At 63.6% G+C, this 22,860-nt stretch carries 20 protein-coding genes; 7 read left to right on the top strand and 13 right to left on the bottom strand.

The annotated features are described in order from the left end of the window. Window positions 1-24: 24 nt before the first annotated feature. The 7 genes from FEF27_RS02455 to FEF27_RS02425 form a co-directional block, all read right to left on the bottom strand. Complete coding sequence (locus FEF27_RS02455) at window positions 25-351, bottom strand: metal-sulfur cluster assembly factor (protein WP_138169232.1); 327 nt, start codon at window positions 349-351, stop codon at window positions 25-27. A gap of 52 nt (window positions 352-403) precedes the next feature. After that, window positions 404-904, bottom strand: a complete 501-nt coding sequence (gene sufU, locus FEF27_RS02450; protein WP_243728973.1) for a Fe-S cluster assembly sulfur transfer protein SufU — start codon at window positions 902-904, stop codon at window positions 404-406. After that, a complete protein-coding gene (locus FEF27_RS02445) occupies window positions 897-2,153 on the bottom strand; it encodes a SufS family cysteine desulfurase (RefSeq protein ID WP_138169231.1) in 1,257 nt (418 codons plus the stop codon). The genes sufU and FEF27_RS02445 overlap by 8 nt, the downstream gene beginning before the upstream one ends. Window positions 2,154-2,165: 12 nt before the next feature. Next, window positions 2,166-2,933, bottom strand: a complete 768-nt coding sequence (gene sufC, locus FEF27_RS02440; RefSeq protein ID WP_138169230.1) for a Fe-S cluster assembly ATPase SufC — start codon at window positions 2,931-2,933, stop codon at window positions 2,166-2,168. Window positions 2,934-2,985: 52 nt separating this feature from the next. After that, entirely contained in the window at window positions 2,986-4,281 is a 1,296-nt protein-coding gene (sufD, locus tag FEF27_RS02435; protein WP_138169229.1) for a Fe-S cluster assembly protein SufD, read from the bottom strand. 74 nt (window positions 4,282-4,355) lie between these two features. Continuing rightward, a complete protein-coding gene (gene sufB / locus FEF27_RS02430) occupies window positions 4,356-5,834 on the bottom strand; it encodes a Fe-S cluster assembly protein SufB (RefSeq protein WP_138169228.1) in 1,479 nt (492 codons plus the stop codon). Beyond that, window positions 5,831-6,661: a helix-turn-helix transcriptional regulator gene (locus tag FEF27_RS02425; protein ID WP_138169227.1), complete on the bottom strand. Its 831-nt coding sequence runs from the start codon at window positions 6,659-6,661 to the stop codon at window positions 5,831-5,833. The genes sufB and FEF27_RS02425 overlap by 4 nt, the downstream gene beginning before the upstream one ends. Before the next feature lie 134 nt (window positions 6,662-6,795). Between FEF27_RS02425 and FEF27_RS02420 the strand changes: the two genes are divergently transcribed. From FEF27_RS02420 to FEF27_RS02410, 3 genes are read left to right on the top strand one after another with little or no spacing between them, the layout of a single operon-like run. Further along, the gene (locus FEF27_RS02420; RefSeq protein ID WP_243728972.1) at window positions 6,796-7,758 is read left to right on the top strand and encodes an ABC transporter ATP-binding protein; all 963 of its coding nucleotides are present in this window, start codon (window positions 6,796-6,798) and stop codon (window positions 7,756-7,758) included. Continuing rightward, complete coding sequence (locus FEF27_RS02415) at window positions 7,755-8,519, top strand: ABC transporter permease (protein ID WP_138169226.1); 765 nt, start codon at window positions 7,755-7,757, stop codon at window positions 8,517-8,519. Before FEF27_RS02420 ends, FEF27_RS02415 begins: the two co-directional genes overlap by 4 nt. Continuing rightward, window positions 8,510-9,508, top strand: a complete 999-nt coding sequence (locus tag FEF27_RS02410) for a COX15/CtaA family protein (RefSeq protein ID WP_138169225.1) — start codon at window positions 8,510-8,512, stop codon at window positions 9,506-9,508. The genes FEF27_RS02415 and FEF27_RS02410 overlap by 10 nt, the downstream gene beginning before the upstream one ends. Here FEF27_RS02410 and FEF27_RS02405 read toward each other — a convergent pair. Next, the gene (locus FEF27_RS02405; RefSeq protein ID WP_138169224.1) at window positions 9,463-10,647 is read right to left on the bottom strand and encodes a YncE family protein; all 1,185 of its coding nucleotides are present in this window, start codon (window positions 10,645-10,647) and stop codon (window positions 9,463-9,465) included. The two genes, FEF27_RS02410 and FEF27_RS02405, sit on opposite strands and share 46 nt — an antisense overlap. Window positions 10,648-10,697: 50 nt before the next feature. Beyond that, window positions 10,698-11,126: an RDD family protein gene (locus FEF27_RS02400; RefSeq protein ID WP_208009588.1), complete on the bottom strand. Its 429-nt coding sequence runs from the start codon at window positions 11,124-11,126 to the stop codon at window positions 10,698-10,700. A gap of 142 nt (window positions 11,127-11,268) precedes the next feature. On the opposite strand from FEF27_RS02400, the gene glnA (FEF27_RS02395) reads away from it, so the two are divergent. Continuing rightward, entirely contained in the window at window positions 11,269-12,693 is a 1,425-nt protein-coding gene (glnA, locus tag FEF27_RS02395; RefSeq protein ID WP_138169223.1) for a type I glutamate--ammonia ligase, read from the top strand. 72 nt (window positions 12,694-12,765) lie between these two features. Here the strand turns inward: glnA (FEF27_RS02395) and FEF27_RS02390 are convergent, their stop codons facing one another. Next, entirely contained in the window at window positions 12,766-13,974 is a 1,209-nt protein-coding gene (locus tag FEF27_RS02390; protein WP_243728971.1) for an AI-2E family transporter, read from the bottom strand. A 180-nt stretch (window positions 13,975-14,154) separates the two neighbouring features. After that, complete coding sequence (locus FEF27_RS02385) at window positions 14,155-16,059, bottom strand: heavy metal translocating P-type ATPase (protein ID WP_138169222.1); 1,905 nt, start codon at window positions 16,057-16,059, stop codon at window positions 14,155-14,157. Between the two features lie 199 nt (window positions 16,060-16,258). Here FEF27_RS02385 and FEF27_RS02380 point away from each other — a divergent pair, with 199 nt between their 5' ends. Genes FEF27_RS02380 through FEF27_RS02370 form a run of 3 tightly spaced genes read left to right on the top strand, consistent with a single transcriptional unit; the run spans window position 16,259 to window position 18,417 of the window. Further along, window positions 16,259-16,885, top strand: a complete 627-nt coding sequence (locus tag FEF27_RS02380) for a metallophosphoesterase (protein ID WP_138169221.1) — start codon at window positions 16,259-16,261, stop codon at window positions 16,883-16,885. Window positions 16,886-16,930: 45 nt separating this feature from the next. Beyond that, window positions 16,931-17,935: an LLM class flavin-dependent oxidoreductase gene (locus FEF27_RS02375; RefSeq protein ID WP_138169220.1), complete on the top strand. Its 1,005-nt coding sequence runs from the start codon at window positions 16,931-16,933 to the stop codon at window positions 17,933-17,935. Between the two features lie 20 nt (window positions 17,936-17,955). Continuing rightward, on the top strand, window positions 17,956-18,417 hold the full coding sequence (locus tag FEF27_RS02370; protein WP_138169219.1) for an acyl-CoA thioesterase: 462 nt from the start codon (window positions 17,956-17,958) through the stop codon (window positions 18,415-18,417). Here the strand turns inward: FEF27_RS02370 and FEF27_RS02365 are convergent. Further along, window positions 18,402-21,473 (bottom strand): bifunctional [glutamine synthetase] adenylyltransferase/[glutamine synthetase]-adenylyl-L-tyrosine phosphorylase, encoded by a 3,072-nt coding sequence (locus FEF27_RS02365; RefSeq protein WP_138169218.1) that lies wholly within the window; start codon window positions 21,471-21,473, stop codon window positions 18,402-18,404. The two genes, FEF27_RS02370 and FEF27_RS02365, sit on opposite strands and share 16 nt — an antisense overlap. A 26-nt stretch (window positions 21,474-21,499) precedes the next feature. Then, window positions 21,500-22,840 (bottom strand): type I glutamate--ammonia ligase, encoded by a 1,341-nt coding sequence (gene glnA / locus FEF27_RS02360; RefSeq protein ID WP_138169217.1) that lies wholly within the window; start codon window positions 22,838-22,840, stop codon window positions 21,500-21,502. Window positions 22,841-22,860 lie beyond the last annotated feature (20 nt).

Genomic DNA, 22,860 nt, shown 5'->3' with positions numbered 1-22,860 from the left:
GAAACGTGTGCAGTGTGCGGTGGTTCAGATGTTGAACCCGAGAGCTCTCATCTGCTCCTTGCCATCGTCAGTGATCTTCTCCGGGCCCCACGGCGGCATCCATACCCAATTCAGGCGCCACTCGTCGACCATGGTGCCGACATGCTGGCCCACCTGCTCCTCCAGTACATCCGTGAGGGGGCAGGCAGCGGTGGTCAGCGTCATATCAATGACCAGTGCGCCGTCGTCCTCATAGCGCAGACCGTAGAGCAGCCCGAGGTCGACAATATTGATCCCCAGCTCGGGGTCAATGACCTCTTTGAGCGCCTCTTCGACGTCCTCCAGCGGGGCCTGGGTGGTAGTTTCACTCATCGATTCTTCCTTCCCGTGGTGTCTACGGGCGTTAACGTTGGTTTGGTCTCCACTATGCCTGAGTCTGCGGTGGCTGGCCAGAGGCGCCGGTGTGGTGCCGGGCCTGGGCGAGGGCTTCGCGCAGGGCCATCCACCCAAGCAGTGCGCACTTGACGCGCGCTGAGTACCGTCCTACTCCGGTGAAGGCGCTCAGATCCTCCAGCAGCTCCATCTTCTCCGGGGTGAGCTCATGGCCGCGGTTATGGATGAGTTCACGGAACGTCTCCCCCAACTGCTCGGCCTGCTCCAGCGGCTCGCCGTCCACCATCTCGTACATCAGCGACAGCGAGGCTTGGGAGATCGAGCAGCCTTTGCCGCTCCAAGCCAGCTGGGCCAAGCGCTGGCCCTCGAGGCTGACCTGGACTGTGCATTCGTCCCCACAGGTCGGGTTGACCTGGAATGACGCTCCGTGGGGGGAGTCCAGCTCTCCCTCCCCCGAGCGAGCTTTGGAGTGATCGAGGATGACCTGCTGGTAGAGCTGCTCCATGGCGCTGGAGCCTGCCGAATTAGGCAAAGAACTTCACCACCTGGTGCAACCCCTTGACGAAGGCCTCAACGTCCGCCGTCGTCGTGTAGACACCCGCAGAGGCGCGGGTGGAGGCGTGGACTCCGAACCTCCGGTGCACCGGCTGGGCGCAGTGATGGCCCACACGCACTGCGATGCCCTGGTCGTCGAGCACCTGGCCGACATCATGGGGGTGGACCCCGGGGACGTCAAAGGCGATCACGGCAAGCCGCTGTGCGCTGCTGGTTGGGCCCAGGAGGCGGACTCCGGGAACCTCCGCGAGGCCCTCGAGCAGCAGCTGGCCCATATGGTCCTCGTGCGCTGCGAGGCGCTCCATGCCGACGGCACTGAGATAGTCGACAGCTGCGTGCATCCCCACCGTCTGGGCGACCATCTGGGTGCCCGCTTCGAAGCGCTGGGGTGGGGGCATGAACGTGGTCTCCTCCATAGTGACCACTTCCACCATGGAACCTCCGGTGAGAAACGGCGGCAGAGCCTGCAGGAGCTCCTCGCGACCGTAGAGCGCGCCGACCCCGGTGGGGCCCAGCATCTTGTGACCGGAGAAGGCTGCGAAGTCCACACCCAGATCATGGAGGTCCACGGGCATGTGAGCTGCCGACTGGCAAGCGTCGAGTACCGTGTAGGCGCCCACCGACTTCGCGCGCTCCACGACGGGGGCGACCTCGGTGACCGCCCCGGTCACGTTGGAGGCGTGAGTGAAGGCGACCACCCGGGTCCGGTCAGTGATGACCGAGAGCTGCTCCAGGTCCAATCGGCCCTCGGGTGTGACGGGGATCCACCTCAGCTTCGCACCGGTCTTCGCTGCCAGTTCCTGCCACGGCACCAGATTCGCGTGGTGTTCCAGCTCCGTGACGACGATCTCGTCACCGGGCGCCAACTTGAAGCGGGCGGCGTCGGCACCGCCCCGACCCAGGGAGGCGTTGAGAAACCCGTGGGACACCAAGTTGAGCGCTTCGGTGGCGTTCTTGGTCCAGACAATCTCACCGAAGTCTGCCCCCACAAAAGCGGCCACGGCGGAGCGGGCAGATTCGAACGCCTCAGTGGCCTCTTCAGCAATCTGGTGAGCGCCGCGGTGCACTGCCGCATTATGCCGCTCATTGAAGGCCCGCTCGGCGTCGAGCACTTGGCCCGGCTTCTGACTGGTGGCTCCGGTGTCCAAGTACACCAGCGGCTTCCCCTCCCGCACCGTCCGGCTCAGGAGGGGAAAGTCACCTGCGAGATCAAGCAGATCAGTCACAGTGGGGAAACCTCAGACCGAGGCCGCAGCAGAAGCCAGGAAACGGTCGTACCCGTTGGCTTCGAGCTCGTCGGCCAGTTCAGGACCACCCTGCTCGGCGACCTTGCCGTCCACGAACACGTGGACGAAGCTGGGCTTGATGTAGTTGAGGATGCGGGTGTAGTGGGTGATCAGCAGGGTGCCCATATTGTTTTCCTGGTGCGCCCGGTTCACTCCTTCAGAAACCACCCGGAGGGCGTCGATGTCGAGGCCGGAGTCGGTCTCGTCCAGAACGGCGAACTTGGGCTTGAACAGCTCCAGCTGCAGGATCTCCACGCGCTTCTTCTCGCCGCCGGAGAACCCTTCGTTGACGTTGCGGTTGGCGAAGTCGGCATCGATGCGCAGCGTCTCCATGGCCTGCTTGACCTCTTTGGTCCAGGTCCGGAGTTTGGGCGCTTCACCGTCGATCGCGGTCTTGGCGGTGCGCAGAAAGTTCGTCATGGTGACGCCCGGCACCTCAACCGGGTACTGCATAGCCAGGAAGAGGCCCGCCTGGGCGCGCTCATCGGGTCCCATCTCCAGGACGTCTTCGCCGTCCAAGAGAATTTCGCCCTTGGTGACCTCATACCGCGGGTGACCCGCGATGGTGGAGGCAAGGGTGGACTTCCCAGAGCCGTTGGGGCCCATGATGGCGTGAATCTCGCCGGAATTGATTGTCAGTGAGACTCCCTTGAGGATGTCCTTGGTTCCCTGGTCGGTCTCAATGGAGACGTGCAGGTCCTTGATCTCGAGAGTAGACATTGGTGTTCGGGTCCTTTGCTTGAAAGTTCTTCGTTAAAGGGGCAGGGCGGGCTCAGTGACCTGAGATGCGCAGTTCACGTTCCAGGTCATCGGCCAGGGACTCCCTGATGGAAGGCACCTCAATCTTCTGCACGATCTCGTTCAGGAACCCGCGCACCACTAGCTGACGGGCGATGTCCTCGGGAATTCCACGAGACATGAGGTAGAAGAGGTGGTTGTCGTCGAACCGACCGGTGGATGAGGCGTGTCCGGCGCCTTCGATAAGGCCGGTTTCGATCTCCAGGTTGGGGACTGAGTCAGCGCGAGCCCCGTCGGTCAGCACCAGGTTCTGGTTCTTCTCGTAGGAGTCGGTGCCTTCGGCTTCCTTGCGGATGAGCACATCGCCGACCCACACACTGCGGGCGGTCGCGCCCTGCAGTGCGCCCTTGTACAGCACATCAGAGCTGTTGCGCGGAGAGTTGTGATCCACAAAAGTGCGGTGTTCGATGTGCTGACCGGCATCTGCGAAGTAGAGACCGTACATCTGCGCAGTAGCGCCCTCAGCGGCGTAGCGGAAGTTGGTGTTGAGCCGGACGGTGCTGCCACCCAGGGTGACAGCGACGTGCTTGTACGTGGCGTCCTTGCCGACCTCAGCGTCGTGCTGGCCGACGTGGACGGCGTCATCCTCCCACCGCTGGAGGGAGATCAGGCTCACAGTCGCACCGTCGCCGACCTTGACCTCCACATTGCCGTTGAAGTCGGCGCTGCCGCGGTGTTCGAGGACCACGACGGCGCGGGAGTGGGGCTCCGCCTCGATCACGATGTGCCCGTTGGCGCGGGCACCGGCTGCTCGTCCGGTGATGTCAACACGAATGGGTTCAGCCACTTCTGTATTCTGCGTGACCTTCAGGTGCAGGGCGCGTTCTGCGTTCCTGTACCCGACCACCGCGGCACGGTCTGCCGGTTGCAGCACGTCACCGCGCGGAGCATCACCATGGCCGAGGGAGGAGACCTCCACGCCCTCGACTGTGCCGCTGACCTGGTAGTTCACGGCTTCCTGGTCTGTCCCGGCGCCCTGAGTGGGAGTATCGCTGAGTACACCGGCGAGCTTCTTCAAGGGTGTGAAGCGCCACTCCTCTTCGCGTCCGGTGGGCTCCGGGAAGTGGGCCAAGTCGAACCCGGTGTGCCGGTTAGCGCGCGAGCCCGCTCCGGCAGTGACCTCCTTGGGCTTGCCCAGCCCACCGTGACTGTGGTCGGCAGCGGAATTTGTCTCAGCGGCGAGGTTTTCGCCTTCTTCGGTGAACCCGGGAATGGAGATGCGGCGTTGGCCGACCTCCACTCCGGCGACCTTCTCAGGGGTTTCTGTCATGTGTTCTCTGATCCCTTTGTTTTCTCTTCAGGCAGGACTGTATACGGCGACATCGAGTAAGCGCAGCGCGCGAACTAGCCGACGGAGCCTTCCATCTGCAGCTCGATAAGACGGTTGAGCTCCAGCGCGTACTCCATGGGCAGCTCCCGGGCGATCGGTTCGATGAAGCCGCGCACGATCATGGCCATGGCTTCGTCTTCGGCCAGCCCGCGGGACATGAGGTAGAACAGCTGGTCCTCGGAGACCTTGGAGACGGTCGCCTCATGGCCGAGGGTGACGTCATCCTCACGAATATCGATATAGGGGTAGGTGTCCGTCTTGGAGATGGTGTCCACCAGGAGGGCGTCACAGACCACCGAATTCGCCGACCCCTTGGCCTCGGGGTTGATCTGGACCAGCCCACGGTAGGAGGCGCGGCCGCCAGATCGTGCCACTGACTTGGACACGATGGAGCTGGAGGTGTTCGGGGCCATATGGACCATCTTGGAGCCGGTGTCCTGATGCTGGCCGGCACCGGCAAACGCGACCGAAAGGGTCTCCCCCTTGGCATGTTCGCCAGTGAGGTACACCGCCGGGTACTTCATAGTGACTTTGGACCCGATGTTGCCGTCGATCCACTCCATCGTCCCGCCGGCGTCCACCACCGCGCGCTTGGTGACGAGGTTGTAGACGTTGGTGGACCAGTTCTGGATGGTCGTGTAACGCACGCGGGCGTTCTTCTTTACAATGATTTCCACCACAGCGGAGTGCAGTGAATCAGTGTTGTAGATCGGGGCCGTGCAGCCTTCGATGTAGTGGACGTAGGAGTCCTCATCGGCGATGATCAGGGTCCGCTCAAACTGACCCATGTTCTCGGTGTTGATCCGGAAGTAGGCCTGCAGTGGGATCTCCACATGAACACCCTTGGGCACGTAGACGAAGCTGCCTCCGGACCATACCGCGGTGTTCAGTGCGGCGAACTTATTGTCCCCGACAGGAATCACCGAGCCGAAGTACTCCTCGAAGAATTCGGGGTGCTCCTTCAGGGCGGTGTCGGTGTCCATAAAGATGACACCCTGCTCCTCAAGATCCTCGCGAATCTGGTGGTAGACCACTTCTGACTCGTATTGAGCCGCCACGCCGGAGACCAGCCGCTCGCGCTCAGCTTCGGGGATACCGAGCTTCTCGTAGGTGTTCCGGATGTCCTCCGGCAGATCTTCCCAGGTCTGGGCCTGCTTCTCGGTGGAACGAACGAAGTACTTGATGTTGTCAAAGTCAATGTCTGACAGGTCGGCACCCCAGGTGGGCTGGGGCTTGCGCTCGAAGTACCGCAGACCCTTCTTCCGCAGCTTCAGCATCCACTCCGGCTCGGACTTCTTGCTTGAGATGTCTTCGACGACACTGGTGTCGATTCCGCGCCGCGCTGCGGCGCCGGCGGTGTCCGAATCGGCCCAACCATACTCGTAGGTGCCCAGACCCTTCAGCTCAGGGTTGTCATCCAGCACCTTCTGAATGACGCTGGGATCCTCGGTGTGACGCAGAACTTCCTCTGCTCGTGCAATCTGCTCGGTCATGACAACCTCTCTTGTTGACGCGGGGAAATCACGATTCTCTTACGACCGGCGGTACGTCCGGTCTGTGAAGTCTCTTGTGCACCGGCTCGGGCGCTGTCTGCGCGGGCGGCGGCTAGCCGTTCGCGGCCTACCGGCACATGTGTGGTGCATACGTGGGCCCCGGCGGCCTGGGTGGAGAGCCTGCGCACATCGACATCCAGCAGCCGAGCGATCATCGCAGTCTCCTCTTCACAGAACACCGGATGGGCGGCAGCTATTTCCCGCACCGGGCAGTGCCCTTGGCACAACTGGGTCGACTGCATGGCCAGCAGCGGGTTGTCCCGGCCCACCAAACGTGTGAAGCCGGCGAAGCCATCAGCGCTGAACAGGGTGGACAGTTTTTCAGTCCGCTCATCCAGATCTTGGATCTGCTCAAGCTGCGGAGCGTAGCGCTGCTCGAAATCAGCGAAGTATGCCTCTGCCAGCGATTTCGCCGCGGCATCTTTGTCATCGTCATCGATGACGGCCAGCGCGGTGCGCACTAGGCGGAGGTAGTCGTCACCGAGCTCTTGCTGGCCACGGGAGGAGATCACGTAACGGCGAGAGGGTCGCCCCGCGCCCTGGCGCCGGCTGGAGACTGCCTTGATCTCCACGAGGCCCTGTTCCGTCATCGCATCCAGGTGTCGCCGCACTGCTGCCGCGGTGAGATCCAGCTCGCGGCCCAGCTGGGCGGCGCTGATCGGCCCTTTTTCCACGACGAGCTGCAGCACCCGCTGCCGCGTGGTGCCGTCGAGCTCCCGCGCGTCCGCATCGGGCGCAGCGGAAGCAGCGTCGCCGTCGAATTTCATGACTCAATTGTGACCTATTCAGAACTAGCGGTCTAGCAAGGCCACCCTAAAGAGCGTGCTGATCCGCTTCTGCTGCCACGTATCTGTCCAGGTCCCCGGATTCTACGGCGCGTAGAAAACGTTAGACTATGGCGGTGTCCTTCTCCCCCGCCTGTTTGCATCTCGCCAACGTGCGCTATGCCGTCGGCACCGCCTCCTCCGCCCGGGGAGTGACAGAGATCCTCGCAGGCGTGGATCTGACTGCTCGGCAGGGTGAAGTGACTGTGATCATCGGACCCAACGGTGCAGGCAAGACCACGACCCTCTCCTGCGCCCAGGGTCTACTGCGACCTTCGGCGGGAACCGTGCAGCTGCTCGGCCAGGACCCTTACCGGGCCGGGGCCCAGCTGCGCGCCCGCGTAGGTGTCATGCTCCAAGACGGTGGCCTCCCCCAGTCGGTCAAACCGCGCACCCTGCTGAAGCATGTGGCTACCCTCCACCGCGATCCCTGGCCGTTGGAAGACCTGATCGAACGTCTGGACCTCTCCGCGTTCTTGGGCACCACCATCCGGCGCCTCTCCGGCGGACAGAAGCAGCGGGTGGCGCTGGCCGCGGCCCTGATCGGCGACCCCGAGCTGGTTTTCCTCGACGAACCGTCTGCCGGGCTGGACCCACAGTCGCGACAACTGGTCTTTGCGCTCATTGAGCACCTGCGCAGCAGCGGAATCGGGATCGTGCTCACCACGCATCTTCTGGAAGAGGCTCAGCACTTGGCGGATGCCGTGTACATCCTCAAAGACGGTGCCGTGGTGCGCCACGGGACCGTCTCCGAACTCACCGGCTCCGCAGGGGAACAGCACAGCAGTGCGGTGCGCCGGTTGAGCTTTGCCGCGCCCCGGGCCGTGACCCGCGCAGAGCTCGACGACGCGCCCTTCGCCCTCGAGCTTGACAGCCACGCCAACCGGGCAGGAGCCCGCTGGGGGGTCCCGTCAATCACCTCGCCAGCGGACCTGACCGAACTGGCTCGATGGTGGGAGCGCAACGGCCTGTTTCCCGCTGAGATAAGCTTCGAAGCCCGCACGCTGGAGGACGTCTTCTGGGAGGTGTCGTCACCGTGAGTGCCCCTGACACCGAGGCACAGCGCCGTTCCCAGCCAGCTGCAGCGCACCGCCGGATTCTTGCACATGGTCTCTACGAAGCGCGCCTGACCCTTCGCAACGGCGAACAGCTCCTCGTCTCCCTGATCCTGCCGCTGCTGGTGCTCTTGGGACTGCACCGGGCTCACGCCGTCACCGACGTCGTTCCCGGAATCGACATCATCACCCCGGGGGTGCTGAGTCTGGCGGTGATGGCCTCGGCGTTCACCGGCGCGGCCATCGCCACCGGCTTCGAACGCCAGTATGGTGTGCTGGCCTATCTGGCGACCACTCCCCTGGGGGCCACCGGCCTGATCCTGGGGAAGTCCCTCGCAGTCCTGTGCGTCATCGCTGTCCAGGTGGTGGTGCTCGGTGCCTCAGGAGCGGTTTTGGGCTGGTCCCCAGAACCGCTGGGCATCCTGTGGCTTGCGGTCGTACTCGTCATCGGCGCCGCGGCCTTCACCGCGTTGGGCCTGCTGCTGGCCGGGACGGTCCGCGCGGAGGCCACCCTGGCTCTGGCGAATGTGGCCTGGGTGCTCATGGGAGCCGCCGGGGGCGCTGTGCTGCCGCTGGACCACCACGGCGCGGGCGCGCTGCTGCTGGCGCTGCCCTCTGCGGCGCTGGGTGAGGCCGTCCGCGGCGCAACTGTGGACGGTCACCTGGCCGCAGTTCCTGTCCTGATCCTCGCCACCTGGGCACTGGTGGCAATAGCCGCAGCACGGAAGTGGTTCACATGGAAGTAATCCGCCGCCGCCTCCCCGGGCGTATCTCCCGACTGACGAAGGCTCTTGCCTGGGCCACTTTGATCTCCAACATCGGCATCATCCTCACCGGCGGGGCAGTCCGGCTCACCGATTCCGGGCTGGGATGCCCCGAGTGGCCGCGCTGCACTGCTGACTCCTGGGTCTCAACTCCTGAAATGGGCATCCACGGCGCCATCGAGTTCGGGAACCGTCTCCTGACCTATGTGCTGATCCTGATCAGCGTCGCCATGTTTCTGGCCGTTATCAGACTCTGGTCCAGCCACCGGGCGCTGGTGGTACGCACGATCATCATCGGATTCGGCATTCCGCTGCAGGGCATCATCGGGGGAATCACCGTCTGGACGAACCTCAACCCCTGGGTGGTGGCGCTGCACTTCCTGGCATCTGCCGGCCTGGTGCTGATCGCCACTCAGCTACTGACCAGGATCAACGCTGAACTGGCCCACCGCGGTGAGCCGGGACATCCCATTGTCGACGGGCAAACCAGCAACCTGACTCGCTCCATGGCCGGTGTCGTGCTGGTCACCGCGTGGGTGTCCCTAGTGCTGGGCACAATCGTCACCGGGACCGGACCGCATGCCGGCGACCCGAACTCTCCGCGGCACAACTTCGAACTGCATCTGGTCACCCAGCTGCATGTGGTCCCGGTCTACATGCTCTGCGCCGCTGCGGTCGTCATTGTGGTGGCCCAGACCCGTCTGAAGACCTCCACCCACCAGCACCGAGCGGCATGGTTCCTCATAGCGATCATTGTGACCCAGGGCGCATTGGGTTACTGGCAGTACTTTGCTGGCCTCCCCATCGGCTTAGTCTGGCTGCATATGCTGGGCTCCGCCCTCACGATGGTCGCCGCAACCCAGGTGTTCGATCGTTACCGCGCCCGTTACCTCACCCGTGGCCTGCGACCGTCCGGAACTGCGGACTATCGCAGCGCGGTGTCGTCGAAGACCGTAATGCTGCCGGAGTAATTGGCCACCCATACACTCCCGGTCGATGCATCGTAGGTGACGCCGATCGGCCGGTGCCCGGTGCTGCGCCGGTCGATCTCCTCCAGAGTGCCAGCGTCGAACTTGGAGACGGTGTCCTCAAAGTAATTCACCACGTACAGGGCGGTGCCGTCTGCGGAGATGTCCATGGTCCGTGCTTCGCGCCCGGTGTCGGCAGTGTGGATCACTTCGTCCGTGCTGGTGTCGAAGGCCAGCAGCAGGTCTGAACGGCTGAAGGTCACATAGAGCACATCAGATTCAGGTGACAGGACCAGATGACGCGGTAGCTCGGCGCCGCGGTGAATGACCTCAGCGCTGCCGGTGTCTAGGTCCACCTTCCACAACTCGTTGGCATACATGGCCGCCACGTACGCGGTGCGATTGTCCGGCATCACCGCGATCCCGCGGGGCTGGGAGCTCAGCGGCACGCGCCGTTCCTCCACCCCAGTGGCCGTCTCGATCACCGAGAGGTCGAAGTCGCACCAGTTCGTCACCAGCAGCCGCGACTCATCCGGCGTCAGCGCCTGGGCCTTGGGTACCCGGCCCACCTCGATGAACTGGTCCCATCCTTCCTCCTGGACGCTGTACCGGAAGACTGCCGAGGGAGCCACGGCCGAGCCATTGCGGCAGTCGTCGTAGGCCGCGGCTCCCAACCCGGCCAGACGATACTGCGAGACGTAGGCGTACTCTCCGTCGGCTGTCCACGTGGCTTCCACGGGCGCACCCTGCACAGTGTCGGGGTAGCCTTCCAGGCCGAAGCTGCTCGGACTGACGCTGCCGGGCAGTTCCTGGATCAGGTCACCGGTCCGCGTGTCATACACCGTCACGGAGTTGTGATACATCATGTTATTGGCGATGGCCAGACCGTGATCGTTGGCCACCACTGATTTCGGGCTCATGGCGGGTTCACTGATCGTGCCCACGGGCTCAAGCGAGGTGCTGCTGGCACGGGGCAGCTCCGCAGGGTGGGCTTCCGTCAAGGAGGTCTCCCCAGGTTCTTGATCCGCAGGCGCATCTCCGGTGGGGCTGCCGGTGTCATATTCTGCCTCCGGCACCGCAACGGTCATCGGTGCGCTCTGCGGCTCAGGCGCCTCGGGGGCCACCGCGCAGGAACTGGTCACGAGGACTCCCATAAACCCTAAAGCGCCTACGGTTCGCCTCATGAAGTGCCTCACATGATGACCTGTACTGTCCCCGTCATTCTGTCATGCAACCCGCGCCCATCTGGGGAGATCACCAGCGCCGGGATGACCAGCAGCAGCAGGAGCCCCCGCAATGAGGCCCAGTGCGGCCCTGGGACTGTTGCGGCCTGGCTCTTGTGGAGGCGGACCACCTGCAGCCGAACCAGCCGCTTGCCCGGGGAGACCCCGAGGAAGCCCACCATCAGTGCGTGGAACAGCAGGAAGACACCGAGGGTGACCCAGACATCGGAGTTGAACCAGGCCAAAGAGATGACGGAGGCAATGCCCCAGTCGATGAACAGCGCCAAGACCCGCCGCCCCCATGGGGCCAGTGCCCCGGGGCCAGATGGTGGGAGCCCCAGCGTGTCCCCCGGGTACCCGGAGGAGGCCCCGTCGTTCTGAAATCCCTTCGTACTCACAACGCACCAGTCTACGGCCAGGACCAGCGTGAAGACTCTGTAACATGTTCGAAACATTTGTGTGACGGGCGAGAAACTCAAACCTCTGTAGGGTAAGTACCGGTAACCCCGTACGCGAACTCGCCGAAGGAGCTCATCGCTCATGTTCTCAAGCCCTCAGGAAGTCCTGGATTTCATCGAGAAGGAGGGCGTCCAATTCGTCGATGTCCGCTTCACCGATCTGCCCGGTCTGCAGCACCACTTCAACGTACCTGCACACACCGTGGACCTCGACTTCTTCGAAGACGGCCAGCTCTTTGACGGGTCCTCCATCCGTGGCTTCCAGGGCATTCAGGACTCTGATATGCAGCTGATCCCGGACCCCTCGACTGCCTATGTGGACGAGTACCGCCAAGCCAAGACCCTGATCATGACGTTCTCCATCGTCAACCCCCGCACAGGTGACCCCTATGCGCGCGATCCCCGTGGTGTGGCTCAGAAGGCGGAGGAGTACCTGGCCTCTTCCGGCATTGCCGACACCGCCTTCTTCGGCCCCGAGGCCGAATTCTTCCTCTTCGACAAAGTGGCGTTCAAGTCATCGCCGGAGCACTCCTTCTACTCCCTCGACTCCAAGGAAGCGATCTGGGGGTCAGCAGACGAGTTCGCCGAAGGACCCGGCGGACACAAGATGGCCACCAAGGGTGGGTACTACCCGGTCTCCCCGCAGGACCAGTCGGCTGAGGTCCGCGACGAGATCGTGCTGGCCCTGGAGCGCGCAGGCCTGTCTGTGGAGCGTTCACATCATGAGGTCGGCGGCCCCGGGCAGCAGGAGATCAACTACAAGTTCAACACCCTGACTCTCTCAGCTGACGACGTCCAAAAGTTCAAGTACGTGGTGAAGAACACTGCTGCGAACTACGGCATGGCTGCCACGTTTATGCCTAAGCCCATCTTCGGCGAGAATGGCTCAGGGATGCACGTCCACCAGTCCCTGTGGTCCGAGGGCGAGCCGCTGTTCTTCTCCGAGACCGGATACGCGAACCTCTCTGACACCGCACGGTGGTACATCGGCGGACTGCTCAAGCATGCCCACGCACTGCTGGCCTTCACCAATCCCACGGTCAACTCATACAAGCGCCTGGTGAAGGGCTATGAGGCCCCGGTTTCACTGGTGTACTCCCAGGGGAACCGCTCGGCTGCGATTCGTATCCCGATCACTGGCTCGAACCCCAAGGCGAAGCGCCTGGAGTTCCGTGCACCGGACGCCTCGGGCAACCCGTACCTGGCCTTCTCTGCCATGCTCATGGCCGGGCTGGACGGCATCAAGAACCGGATTGAGCCGCACGAGCCGGTGGACAAAGACCTCTACGAGCTCCCCCCGGAGGAGCTGAAGAACATTCCGCAGGCTCCGGCCACCCTGGATGAGGCATTGGCAGCCCTGGAGGCCGACCACGACTTCCTGCTTGAAGGCGGCGTGTTCACTGCTGAACTGATCGAGGCCTGGATCGAGTACAAGCGGGAAGAAGAGATTGAGCCGCTGAATCTGCGCCCGAATCCCTACGAATTCGAGCTCTACTTCAGCGTGTGACCCACTTGCGCCTAAGTGCCCCGCGCAGCAAGCAGTGATGCAGTTGCTGCGCGGGGCACTTGGTGTCTGGCCTCAGTTGTCAACCTCCGCCTCCTGCTCATCCTTCGTCTCCGTGGAGTGAGGATCGTGTGCCTCGGCAATGTCCCCCTGCGCGTCCTGAACCGGGGCAGCGCCATCTTCGGTGTCGCGACCGGTCCAGACCTTGATGACCCCCCAGGCCGCGGCCGCCAGCGGGACCGCGAGTACGGCACCCACAATGCCGCTCAGTACCGTGCCGCCGGTCAGCGCCATCAGGATCACCAATGCGTGCAGGTGCAGAGTCTGGGCCATGACCACCGGCTGCAGGAAGTTGCTCTCCAGCTGTTGGACCACGATGACCACCGCCAGCACGATCAGCGCAACTACCGGGCCATTGGCGACCAGGGCCACCAGGGTCGCAAGCGCACCTGCGACGGTGGCACCGACGATCGGGATAAAGCCGCCAAGGAACACGATGACGCCCAGCGGCAGGGCCAGCGGCACCTGCAGGATCAGCAGAGCCACAGTAATACCTACAGCGTCAGCAGCAGCAATAATGGCAGTCCCTCGGATATAGCCGCCAAAGATGTGCTGAACCTGATCCCCTGACGCGATCCATTTCTCCCGGACGTGCAGCGGTGTCCAGGAAATGAAGAACGCCCAGATGCGGTCGCCGTCTTTGAGGAAGAAGAACAGGAAGATCAGCAGGAGAATCAACCCGGTGAAGAAGGTGCCGGCGGCACTGATCGTCATGACCGCGCCGGTGCCGAATTCAGCGCTGGTCAGAAATGCCGTCACCGTCTCAATAGCATCGTCAATCTGTTCCTGATCGACGGTGAGACCGACATCCCCCATTACGTCCTCAGCCACCTGGCGCAGCTGGTTGAACCCCTCGACCGCTTGCTTCACAAGGTTCGGCCACTCATTGATGACCGAGAAGACCAGACCGGTGCCGACGCCGCCCAGCACGAGCAGAGCACCGAGAAAGACCGCCCAGGCGGCGAGCACATTCGACATGATTCGGCGTGACCGACGCACCAAGGGCCACAGCGCGCAGGCCAGGATGATCGCGATCAGCGTGGGGATCACGACCACTGTGAGACCCAGTAGGGCGAAAACAAGCGCGCCTGCGACTGTGCCGACAAGCAGCAGCTGCGCTGCCCGGATCCCCAGCCGGCCTAATGTGTCCGTCCACATTCCCGTGACGGTGAACGTGGGCCCGGGCCGGCGACCAGTCGGCACTTCGCTGGGGGTGTGCTTCACCGTTGCCTCCCGGAGGTCCGTAGTTCGCGACTGAGGCCCACAATACTCCTCACCGAGGGTGTGAAATTCACCTCCAAGACGTCCAGGACCGAACTGTGCGTCGTCAATTCGACCGCCGCGCGGGTGTGGCCGTCCGGGGAGCTCCCTGTCCGCTGCCGGAGGCAGATTGCGCGGGCCAGATTATGAAGGGCCTATGGCGCCTGGGCGTGCCGAATGCAGCTCTGGTGAAGCAACATTCCGCCGCACGCTGGGAACTTTCTTGTGTGTCGACAGCGCACGCAGAGCACTCACGATGGCGACCAAGTCCACGACCTCCTGTAACAGGGCACCTGCTACTGCCGGCAGGTAGCCCACAGCAGCTACCAGCATTAAAGCTACCGAGATGACTATGCCCAACCAGATGCTCTGCAGGGCGATACGGACGGTGCGTTTCGAGATGTCAATCACGTCAGGCAGTCGGGCCAGGCTGTCGGAGGTAATGACGGCCGAAGCCGACTCACTGGCCGCCGTCGCCCCTCGGGCACCCATGGCCACCCCGACGTCGGAGGCCGCCAATACCGGAGCATCGTTAATCCCGTCTCCCACCATCAGGACCGGGCGAGAAGTGTTCGACTGCACCACTTCCACCTTCTGCTGGGGCGTCATCTCCGCGTAGATCCGTTGGATGCCGACCGCGTCCCCGACAGAGCGTGCCGTGGATTCCACGTCACCGGTCACCATGAAGATGTCGGTGATGCCTTGCTCCCGCAGGAGCTTCAACGTCTCCGAGGCATCCTCCCTCACCGGGTCCGAGAGCAGCAACACTCCTGCCAATTTGCCAGCGACGGCGACATGCACCGCCGCGACGCCGGGCTCCAAGTTCAATTCCGGGTCGTGATCGGTGACCTCCTGCACGAAACGTGCTTTACCGACTCTTACCTCAGATCCGTCAGCCAACACGGCAGCCACCCCGTTGGTGGCAAGTTCCTCCGCTGAGCGGACCGGCGGCAGATCCAATCCCTGCTCTCGGGCCACCCTTATGATCGGCTCGGCAAAGACATGCACTGAGTACTGCTCGGCGGCTGCGGCGTGCGCCAACGTGTCTGCCGCCGAGCGACTGTATCCGCGAATGCCGGTGACAACCGGGCGTCCCTGGGTCAGCGTCCCGGTCTTGTCCAAGCCAGCAGCTCGGAGCCGGGCCAGTTTCTCTGACGTCCCACCTTCCTTAACGATGACGTTGACTCGGGCAGCGGAGCTCATGCCACCCATGAACGCCACTGGCGCAGCGATGAGCAACGGGCAGGGTGTAGCGACCACCAATACCTCGGCAAATCGCACTGGGTCACCGGAGAGGTACCACGCGATTCCGGCTATCAACAGGGATACTGCGGTGAAGGGTACCGCGTAGCGATCTGCCAACCGAACAATGGGTGCCCGGGAGGCCACCGCCTCCCGGACCAGTTGGACGATGGAGGCATAGTGGGAATCAGCTGCCGTGGCTGTGGCCCGCATGGAAAAAGTTTCGCTCCCATTGACCGCTCCGGAGAGCACCTGGGCACCTCTGAGCCGAGTCACCGGGATGGGCTCCCCGGTCACTGAGGATTCATCCACCGTTGCCCGTTCCGAAAGCACCACCCCGTCAACCGGCAACACTTCGGACGACCGCACCAACAGAACGTCACCGACCTGGACGTCATCGACCGGGATACGCACGATCTGACCGTCCTGTGGTTTCCTCCGGTGAGCGAAGGCCGGGGCTCTGCTGATCAATGTATCCAGTTCCCGGCTGGCCTTATTCTCTGCCATTTTCTCCAAGGCCTCACCCCCGGTAAGCATGAGCACGATGATGAGTCCGGCCAAGTATTCCCCGACAAGTACCGTGGCCACCATTGCCACAACTGCGAGGATGTCCAAGCCCCAATGCCCGCGCATCATGTGCTTTATCATGTCCTTGGCGGTGACCGCCACGACAAATGCAATCACCCCGGTGGCGAGAATGGCCACTGACTGATCGTGGCCGAGAACTAAGAGGATGCCAGCGACCAACAGCGCCCCGGCCGCCAGCAGCACCATGGGGTGAGCTAGTCGATAGTGGGAGCGACCCATAACCAAACTGTAGCCCATGGTCCCCGGGCCCCAGATGCTCCACGAAAGCCAGGGACTGAGACGGACGGGCTAGCTCCGCCAAGGCAATTGCCAGCAATCCGGTACAGTGCTGATCAGCCCCTTTGACCCGCCAGTGAACCTGCCGGCGCACTGACCGGCTCTACCGGTCCGCAGAGATCGCAGAAGAGAGACGACGCCGTTGACGACTTACTTCACCAGCGACCAGCACATCGGCCACGCCAATATCATCCGCTACTGCGACAGGCCCGTCAGCGATCTCGATGACATGGACCAGATGCTGATCAGCCGGTGGAACGAGACGGTCAGCGCCGAAGACGAAGTCTGGGTGCTGGGCGATTACGCGATGAAGGATTACGCCCGCGGGCTCAGCCTCCTTCCACAACTCAATGGCACCAAATACTTGGTCATCGGCAATCATGAACGCTGCTCCCCCACACAGCGCGACGGGCATCTGCACCTGCCGGCGTACCTGGAAGCTGGATTCACCGTTGCGGTGACCCAGGCCGAAACGTATCTGCCGCCGGTGACTCCCGACGGCGAGGAGCTGCGGGTTCTCCTCTCGCACTACCCCTACAGCGGGGAGTCCCACAGCCAACAGGACCGCCACGAACGATTCCGCTACCGAGATTTGGGCCATCCGCTCCTCTGCGGTCACGTCCACACCGAATGGCAGACCCAGCTCACGCCCCGGGGATCAGTCCAGGTCAATGTCGGGGTGGATCAGTGGGACTTCAGGCCCGTGAGTGCAGCCGAGGTGCACCGGACGATTCTGGCTGCCGCACCAGACGATTCCGCTGTCAGCTGAGGTGGAGCCGGATGAACCTCCGGTGCCGTCCTGGTTGTACCGACTATGACTGCCACTGCCTCGCGGCCACTGTCCCTGCTGGACCTCGCCCGCGTCCGTAACCACGAATCCATCTCCGAAGGGTTCGCTCGCTCGCTTCGCCTGGCCCAGACGGCAGACTCTCTGGGCTACACCAGGATCTGGTTCGCTGAGCACCACAACATGCCGCACGTGGCCAGTTCCGCCACCGCCCTACTGATCCAGCACATTGCCGCAGGCACCACACAGGTGCGAGTGGGGGCCGGTGGGATCATGCTGCCCAACCACTCACCGTTGGTGATCGCCGAGCAATTCGGGACCTTGGAGACGCTGTTTCCCGGGCGGATTGACCTGGGACTGGGGCGGGCGCCGGGCACCGACGGTGCCACCGTACGTGCTCTGCGCCGAGACGGCACCGAGGCCGACAGATTCCCCGAAGACGTCATGGAGCTCGCCGCCTACCTCGCAGGACACAGCCGGGTTCCCGGCGTCGAAGCATACCCGGGGCGCGCTACCCACGTGCCTTTGTACATTCTGGGATCCTCCCTCTACGGCGCGCAATTGGCCGGGCGGCTGGGCCTCCCCTTTGCCTTCGCCAGCCACTTCGCCCCACAGCTGCTGGAGCAGGCGGCTCATACATATCGTGAGAGCTTCACCGCCGAAGGGTTTCTCCATTGTCCCGACGCCCAACCGCACTTCATCGCCGCAGCGAATGTCATCGCACATGAGGACCCCGCCACGGCGCGGCAGCAGCGGCGCAAGGCCGAGGACGGGTGGATCCGCACCATGCTGGGCCGCCACAAGCAGCTCAGCTCCGAGGACGTGACTCAGCTGCGGGACCACCCGGCCGGGCAGCAGGTGCTCGGGATGCTCACCAGAACGATCGCCGGGACTCAGGATGAAGTGGTGCAGTGGTTGGACGAATTTGCCGACCAGGTGGGCGCCGACGAGCTCATGCTGGTGAATATGGCCCCTGATGAGGAGGTTCAGCACCGGACTCTCGCGCTGCTGGCACCTGAGCCCGGTGGCTGACACTCCGATAGGGTCGGGACATGACTTCAGTGACGGTGCCGATCGAACTCCGGTGGGGCGACCAGGATCCCTATGGCCATGTCAACAATGTGACCGTGCTGCGAATCCTGGAAGAGGCCCGAGCCCGGGCATTCTGGAACGCCCCAGGCCAGTCCGGAGGCGCAGCCGTCTTCCCGCCGCTGGAGCCCAGCGAACAGGTCTGGGCGCTGGTGGCGGACTTTCAGCTCAAGTATCGCCAACAGCTGCCCTACCAGAGGGAACCAGTGCAGGTGGCCATGTCGGTCCCAAGGGTCGGCGGCGCGAGCTTCACCATTGACTATGCGGTGACCCTCAGTGCCGCCGAGAAGTCGCCGCGAGTCACCGCGCAGTCCACGCTTGTCCTGGTCGACCGGGATTCTGGCAGACCGCAACGCCTCACCGCGCAGCTGAGACGGCGCCTCGCGGACTTCGCGCCGGAAGCCTCCACTCAGTCCGCGGAGTAGAAGTGCTGTTCGAACACCTGACGGGCCCGGCGAGTGGTGCGCAGGTAGTGGTCCTCGAACTCGGCTGAGCATCCGGGACCGAATCCGCACCAGCGGGAAACTGCCTCGAGGTCACGGCGTGAGCTGGGCAGCACATCCGCCGCCCTGGCCGACCAGATCATGATCCCGGACCGCACCTGGGTGCACAGCCTCCAGGCCTCTGCCAGCGTGTCAGCATCAGCAGGAGCCATCAGCTTCGCCTCAACAAGCCCGTCCAGTGTCTGCAGTGTCCCGGTGGTACGCAGCCCTTGGTGCTGATGCGCGTACTGGAGCTGATACAGCTGTACCAACCACTCCACATCCGAGAGTCCGCCCCGTCCCAATTTCACGTGCCGGGACGGGTCAGCGCCGCGGGGCAGCCGCTCCGCCTCCACTCTGGCCTTGATTCGGCGGATTTCTCTCAGCTGCTGATTCGTTGGAGGCTCCCCATAACGGACGTCATCGACCAGCTCCATGAAGTCGACCGCCAGCCAGTCGGAGCCGGCCGCTGGTCTGGCTCGCAGGAGAGCCTGCCGCTCCCATACGTCCATCCAACGCCGGTAGTACTCCTCGTAGGACTCCAGAGACCTCGACAACGGTCCACGCTTGCCCTCCGGGCGGAGATCAGCGTCGAGCTGAAGGGCAAACTCACCGCGGATGGCCGGCTTCACGGGTTTGGAGAGCAGCTGCGTGAGTTTCTGCGCCAGTTTCTGGGCCTGTTTGTCGGCTGCTGCCTTATCCGCGCTCTCCACCGGGCGATGCACGAACATGGCGTCCATGTCAGAGCCGTAGCTGATTTCCTGGCCTCCTTGCCGCCCCATGGCAATGACCAAGAAATCTACCAGCCTGCCCTCCGAGGCGAAGACTTCCTCCTCCGCCACGCGCAGTGCGCCCAGCGTGGTCACGCGGTCCACATCGGCCAACGCGGCCCCCACACTCGACTGATCCCTCAGGCCACAGGCGTCAGAGATGGCGATGCGCAGCTGCTCGCGCTGCCGGATCAGCCTTGCGAGGCGGACCGCGGTCTGCGCAGCACCTTCATGCCGCTGCAGGGCGTTCTGCATCTCAGTCCAGAGGGTCTCGAAACTGCGCGGCGCCAGCGCGTCGTCGTCCCCCAGCCATTTGGCGGACTCCGGGAGGTGTTCGAGCATGTCGGAGATGAACCGTGAACTGGTCAGCAGCTGGCAGAGCCTCTCGGCAGCCACTGAGGAGTCCCTCAACATCGTCAAGTACCAGGGACTGGTGCCCAGCGACTCGCTGAGCCGGCGGAAGGCCAGCAGTCCGTAATCCGGATCCACCCCCTCGGCGAACCACCCCAGCATCATCGGCAGAATTCGCTTCTGCAGAGTCGCTTTCCTCGAGACCCCGGCGGTGAGCGACTCGATATGGCGCAGAGCCCCATCGGCGTCGCCGAATCCCAATGCCGAGAGCCGATCGGCGACCGCCGCCGCGGAGAGCCGGACCTCGTCCTCGGACAGCACAGCGGTGGTGGAGAGCAACGGACGGTAGAAGATGGTCTCGTGGAAGGTGGAAACCTCTCGCACGACCCGCTGCCACTCCTGAAGCACATCCTTCGGCCCGGCCCGGCGGGACTGTCCTGGTCCCCGGACAGCATGAGCCAACGCACGTAGGGCTGCATCCTGAACCGGCATCAGATGCGTCCGGCGCATATCCGACATCTGAATGCGATGCTCATACAGCCGCAGCTGCCGGTAGCACCGGCTCATCGCCTCCTGGTCCTTGCTGGAGACGTACTCTCCGGTCCCGAGGGCCTCGATAGCAGAGAGCGTGTCGCGCATCCGGAGGTTGTCATCGACCCGACCGTGGACGAGTTGCAACAGCTGAACGGTGAATTCGATATCGCGCAAGCCGCCCCGGCCCAGTTTGATCTCCCGGTCCGCCGTACTGTGGGGAATGTTGCTGAAGACCCGGCGGCGCATGGCCTGGACGTCCTGGACGAACCCCTCCCGCGCGGCGGCCTGCCAGACCAGCGGACCCATCGCCTCCATGTACTCTTCGCCGAGGCGCGCATTGCCTGCAATGGGACGGGCCTTCAGCAGGGCTTGGAACTCCCACCCTGAGGCCCACCGCCGGTAGTACTCTCGGTGCGAGTCCACCGTGCGTGACAGTGGCCCGTCCCGACCTTCGGGACGCAGATTGGCATCGACTTCCCACAGGGCCGGTTCCCCGTCGGAGGCCATAATGACTTTGGTCATCCCGCTGGCCAAGACCGCCGCCAGCTCACTGGCATCTGCGGCGTCGAGGCCCTCCGGGGACCGGTGGGCGAAGATCACATCCACATCAGAGATGTAGTTCAGCTCCCCTGCACCACACTTGCCCATTCCGATCACTGCGAGCTGCAGGTCTCCGGCCTCAGTTCGGCGTGCGCTGAGCTGCGCGCGGCTCACTGCGAGGGCGGCATCGATGGCCGCAGCGGCGAGATCCGCCAGCTGGCGCGCCACCAGCGGCATATAGTCGAGGGGGTCTGCGACGGTGAGGTCGCGCAGAGCGATGCGCGTCAGTTCGCGGCGGTAGGCAATGCGCAGCGCAGTCCCGGCGTTTCGGGCGGTGAAGTCCTCGTCGAGTGCGGCCAGCGGGTCCTCCAGGTCCGGTTCAGCCCGTACGGCTTCCATCAGTGTCCCGCGCAGAGCGGGCGCGGCAGAATCGATGGTCGGCTGGTCGTCGCCGGTGGGGGCACTTTCGAACAGAATGCTGGTCTGACCTGGGTGGCGTATGAGGAATTCGGCCAGGGCCTGGGAGGTACCCAGCAGCCTGATCAGCGGCACAGCCTGCCTGTACCCGGAGGACTCCGCTGCGTCAGTGAAAAGTTCCTGCACCTGAGGGGCACGTTCCAACAGCCGGATCAGCAGCAGCAACGCCTGATCCGCATCGGGCGCCTCGCGCAGGGTGCGGGTCAGTGCGCCAGCGTCGATCTCCTCCAGCTGGGGCTCGGCCAAGAACTTCTGTGCACGCTCCAGGTCCTGAAAACCGGCGGCAATCAGTTCCCGCGCAGGGGGCGCCTCAGCGGAGGTGCTCACACGGCATCACCGGTGCACCACACTGTTCAGACCATCCCCAGGTAGGTGTTGATCTCATACGGCGAGACGTTCACCCGGTACTCGTCCCACTCCTGGCGCTTATTGCGCAGCAGGTTCTCAAACACCTGCTCGCCCAGGACGCTGGCGACCAGCTCCGAATCCTCCATCTGGCGGATGGCGTCATGGAGAGTTCCCGGCAATGGTTTCAGCCCCAAGACCTTGCGCTCCGCAGTGGTCAGCGACCACACATCCTCGGTGACATGCTCGGAAAGCTCGTAGCCTTCCTCGATGCCCTTGAGCCCGGCACCGATGACCATCGCATAGGCCAGGTACGGATTGGCCGCGGAGTCGATGCCGCGGAACTCCACACGGGCTGAGCCGCCCTTCGTCGGTTTGTAGAGCGGGACGCGAATGAGCGCCGAACGGTTGTTGTGACCCCAGGAGACGTGGCTGGGCGCCTCTCCCCCGCCCCACAGCCGCTTGTACGAGTTCACGAACTGGTTGGTCACCGCGGTGAACTCCGGCGCGTGCGTGAGGATGCCCGCTATGAACTGCCGTGCCGTGTTGGAGAGGTTGAACTCGGCGTTGGGTGTGAAGAACGCGTTGGTGTCACCTTCAAAGAGGCTGAAATGAGTGTGCATGGCCGAGCCGGGGTGCTCACTGAAGGGTTTCGGCATGAATGTGGCGTACTTGCCGTGGGCCAGCGCTACCTCTTTGGCGATGGTCCGGAAGGTGAGGATGTTGTCGGCGGTGGTGAGCGCGTCAGCGTAGCGCAGGTCAATCTCATTCTGGCCGGGGCCCACTTCATTGTGGCTGAACTCCACGGAGATCCCCACCGCTTCCAACATATTCACGGTATGTCTGCGCAGATCCTGAGCCACCGAACCGGTGATGTGGTCGAAGTACCCGGAACGGTCAGCAGGCACCGGCCGCCCGTTGCTGTCCATTTCTTCCGAATCCAGCAGATAGAACTCGATCTCGGGATGGGTGTAGCAGGTGAACCCCATCTGAGCAGCGGCGTCGAGCTGGCGGCGCAGCACGTACCGGGGGTCGCCCACAGCTGCTTCCTGGTCAGGGGTGAGGATGTCACAGAACATTCGGGCGGTGGGCTCGTCCTCGCTCCGCCACGGAAGAATCTGGAAGCTGGACGGATCCGGCTTCAGCAGCATGTCTGATTCAAAGACGCGGGAGAGCCCCTCAATGGAGGAGCCGTCAAAGCCGAGGCCTTCCGCGAAGGCGCCCTCCACTTCCGCAGGCGCCAGTGCCACTGACTTCAGGGCTCCCACCACGTCGGAGAACCACAGGCGGACGAAGCGGACATCGCGCTCCTCGATGGTGCGCAGTACAAACTCCTGCTGCCGATCCATGCTGATATTCCGCCTCCTGA

Source organism: Nesterenkonia sphaerica, assembly GCF_005771565.1.
Classification (GTDB): domain Bacteria; phylum Actinomycetota; class Actinomycetes; order Actinomycetales; family Micrococcaceae; genus Nesterenkonia; species Nesterenkonia sphaerica.
The sequence above is the reverse complement of the archived record's forward strand: the minus strand, read 5'-3'. Positions and strand labels throughout refer to the sequence as shown.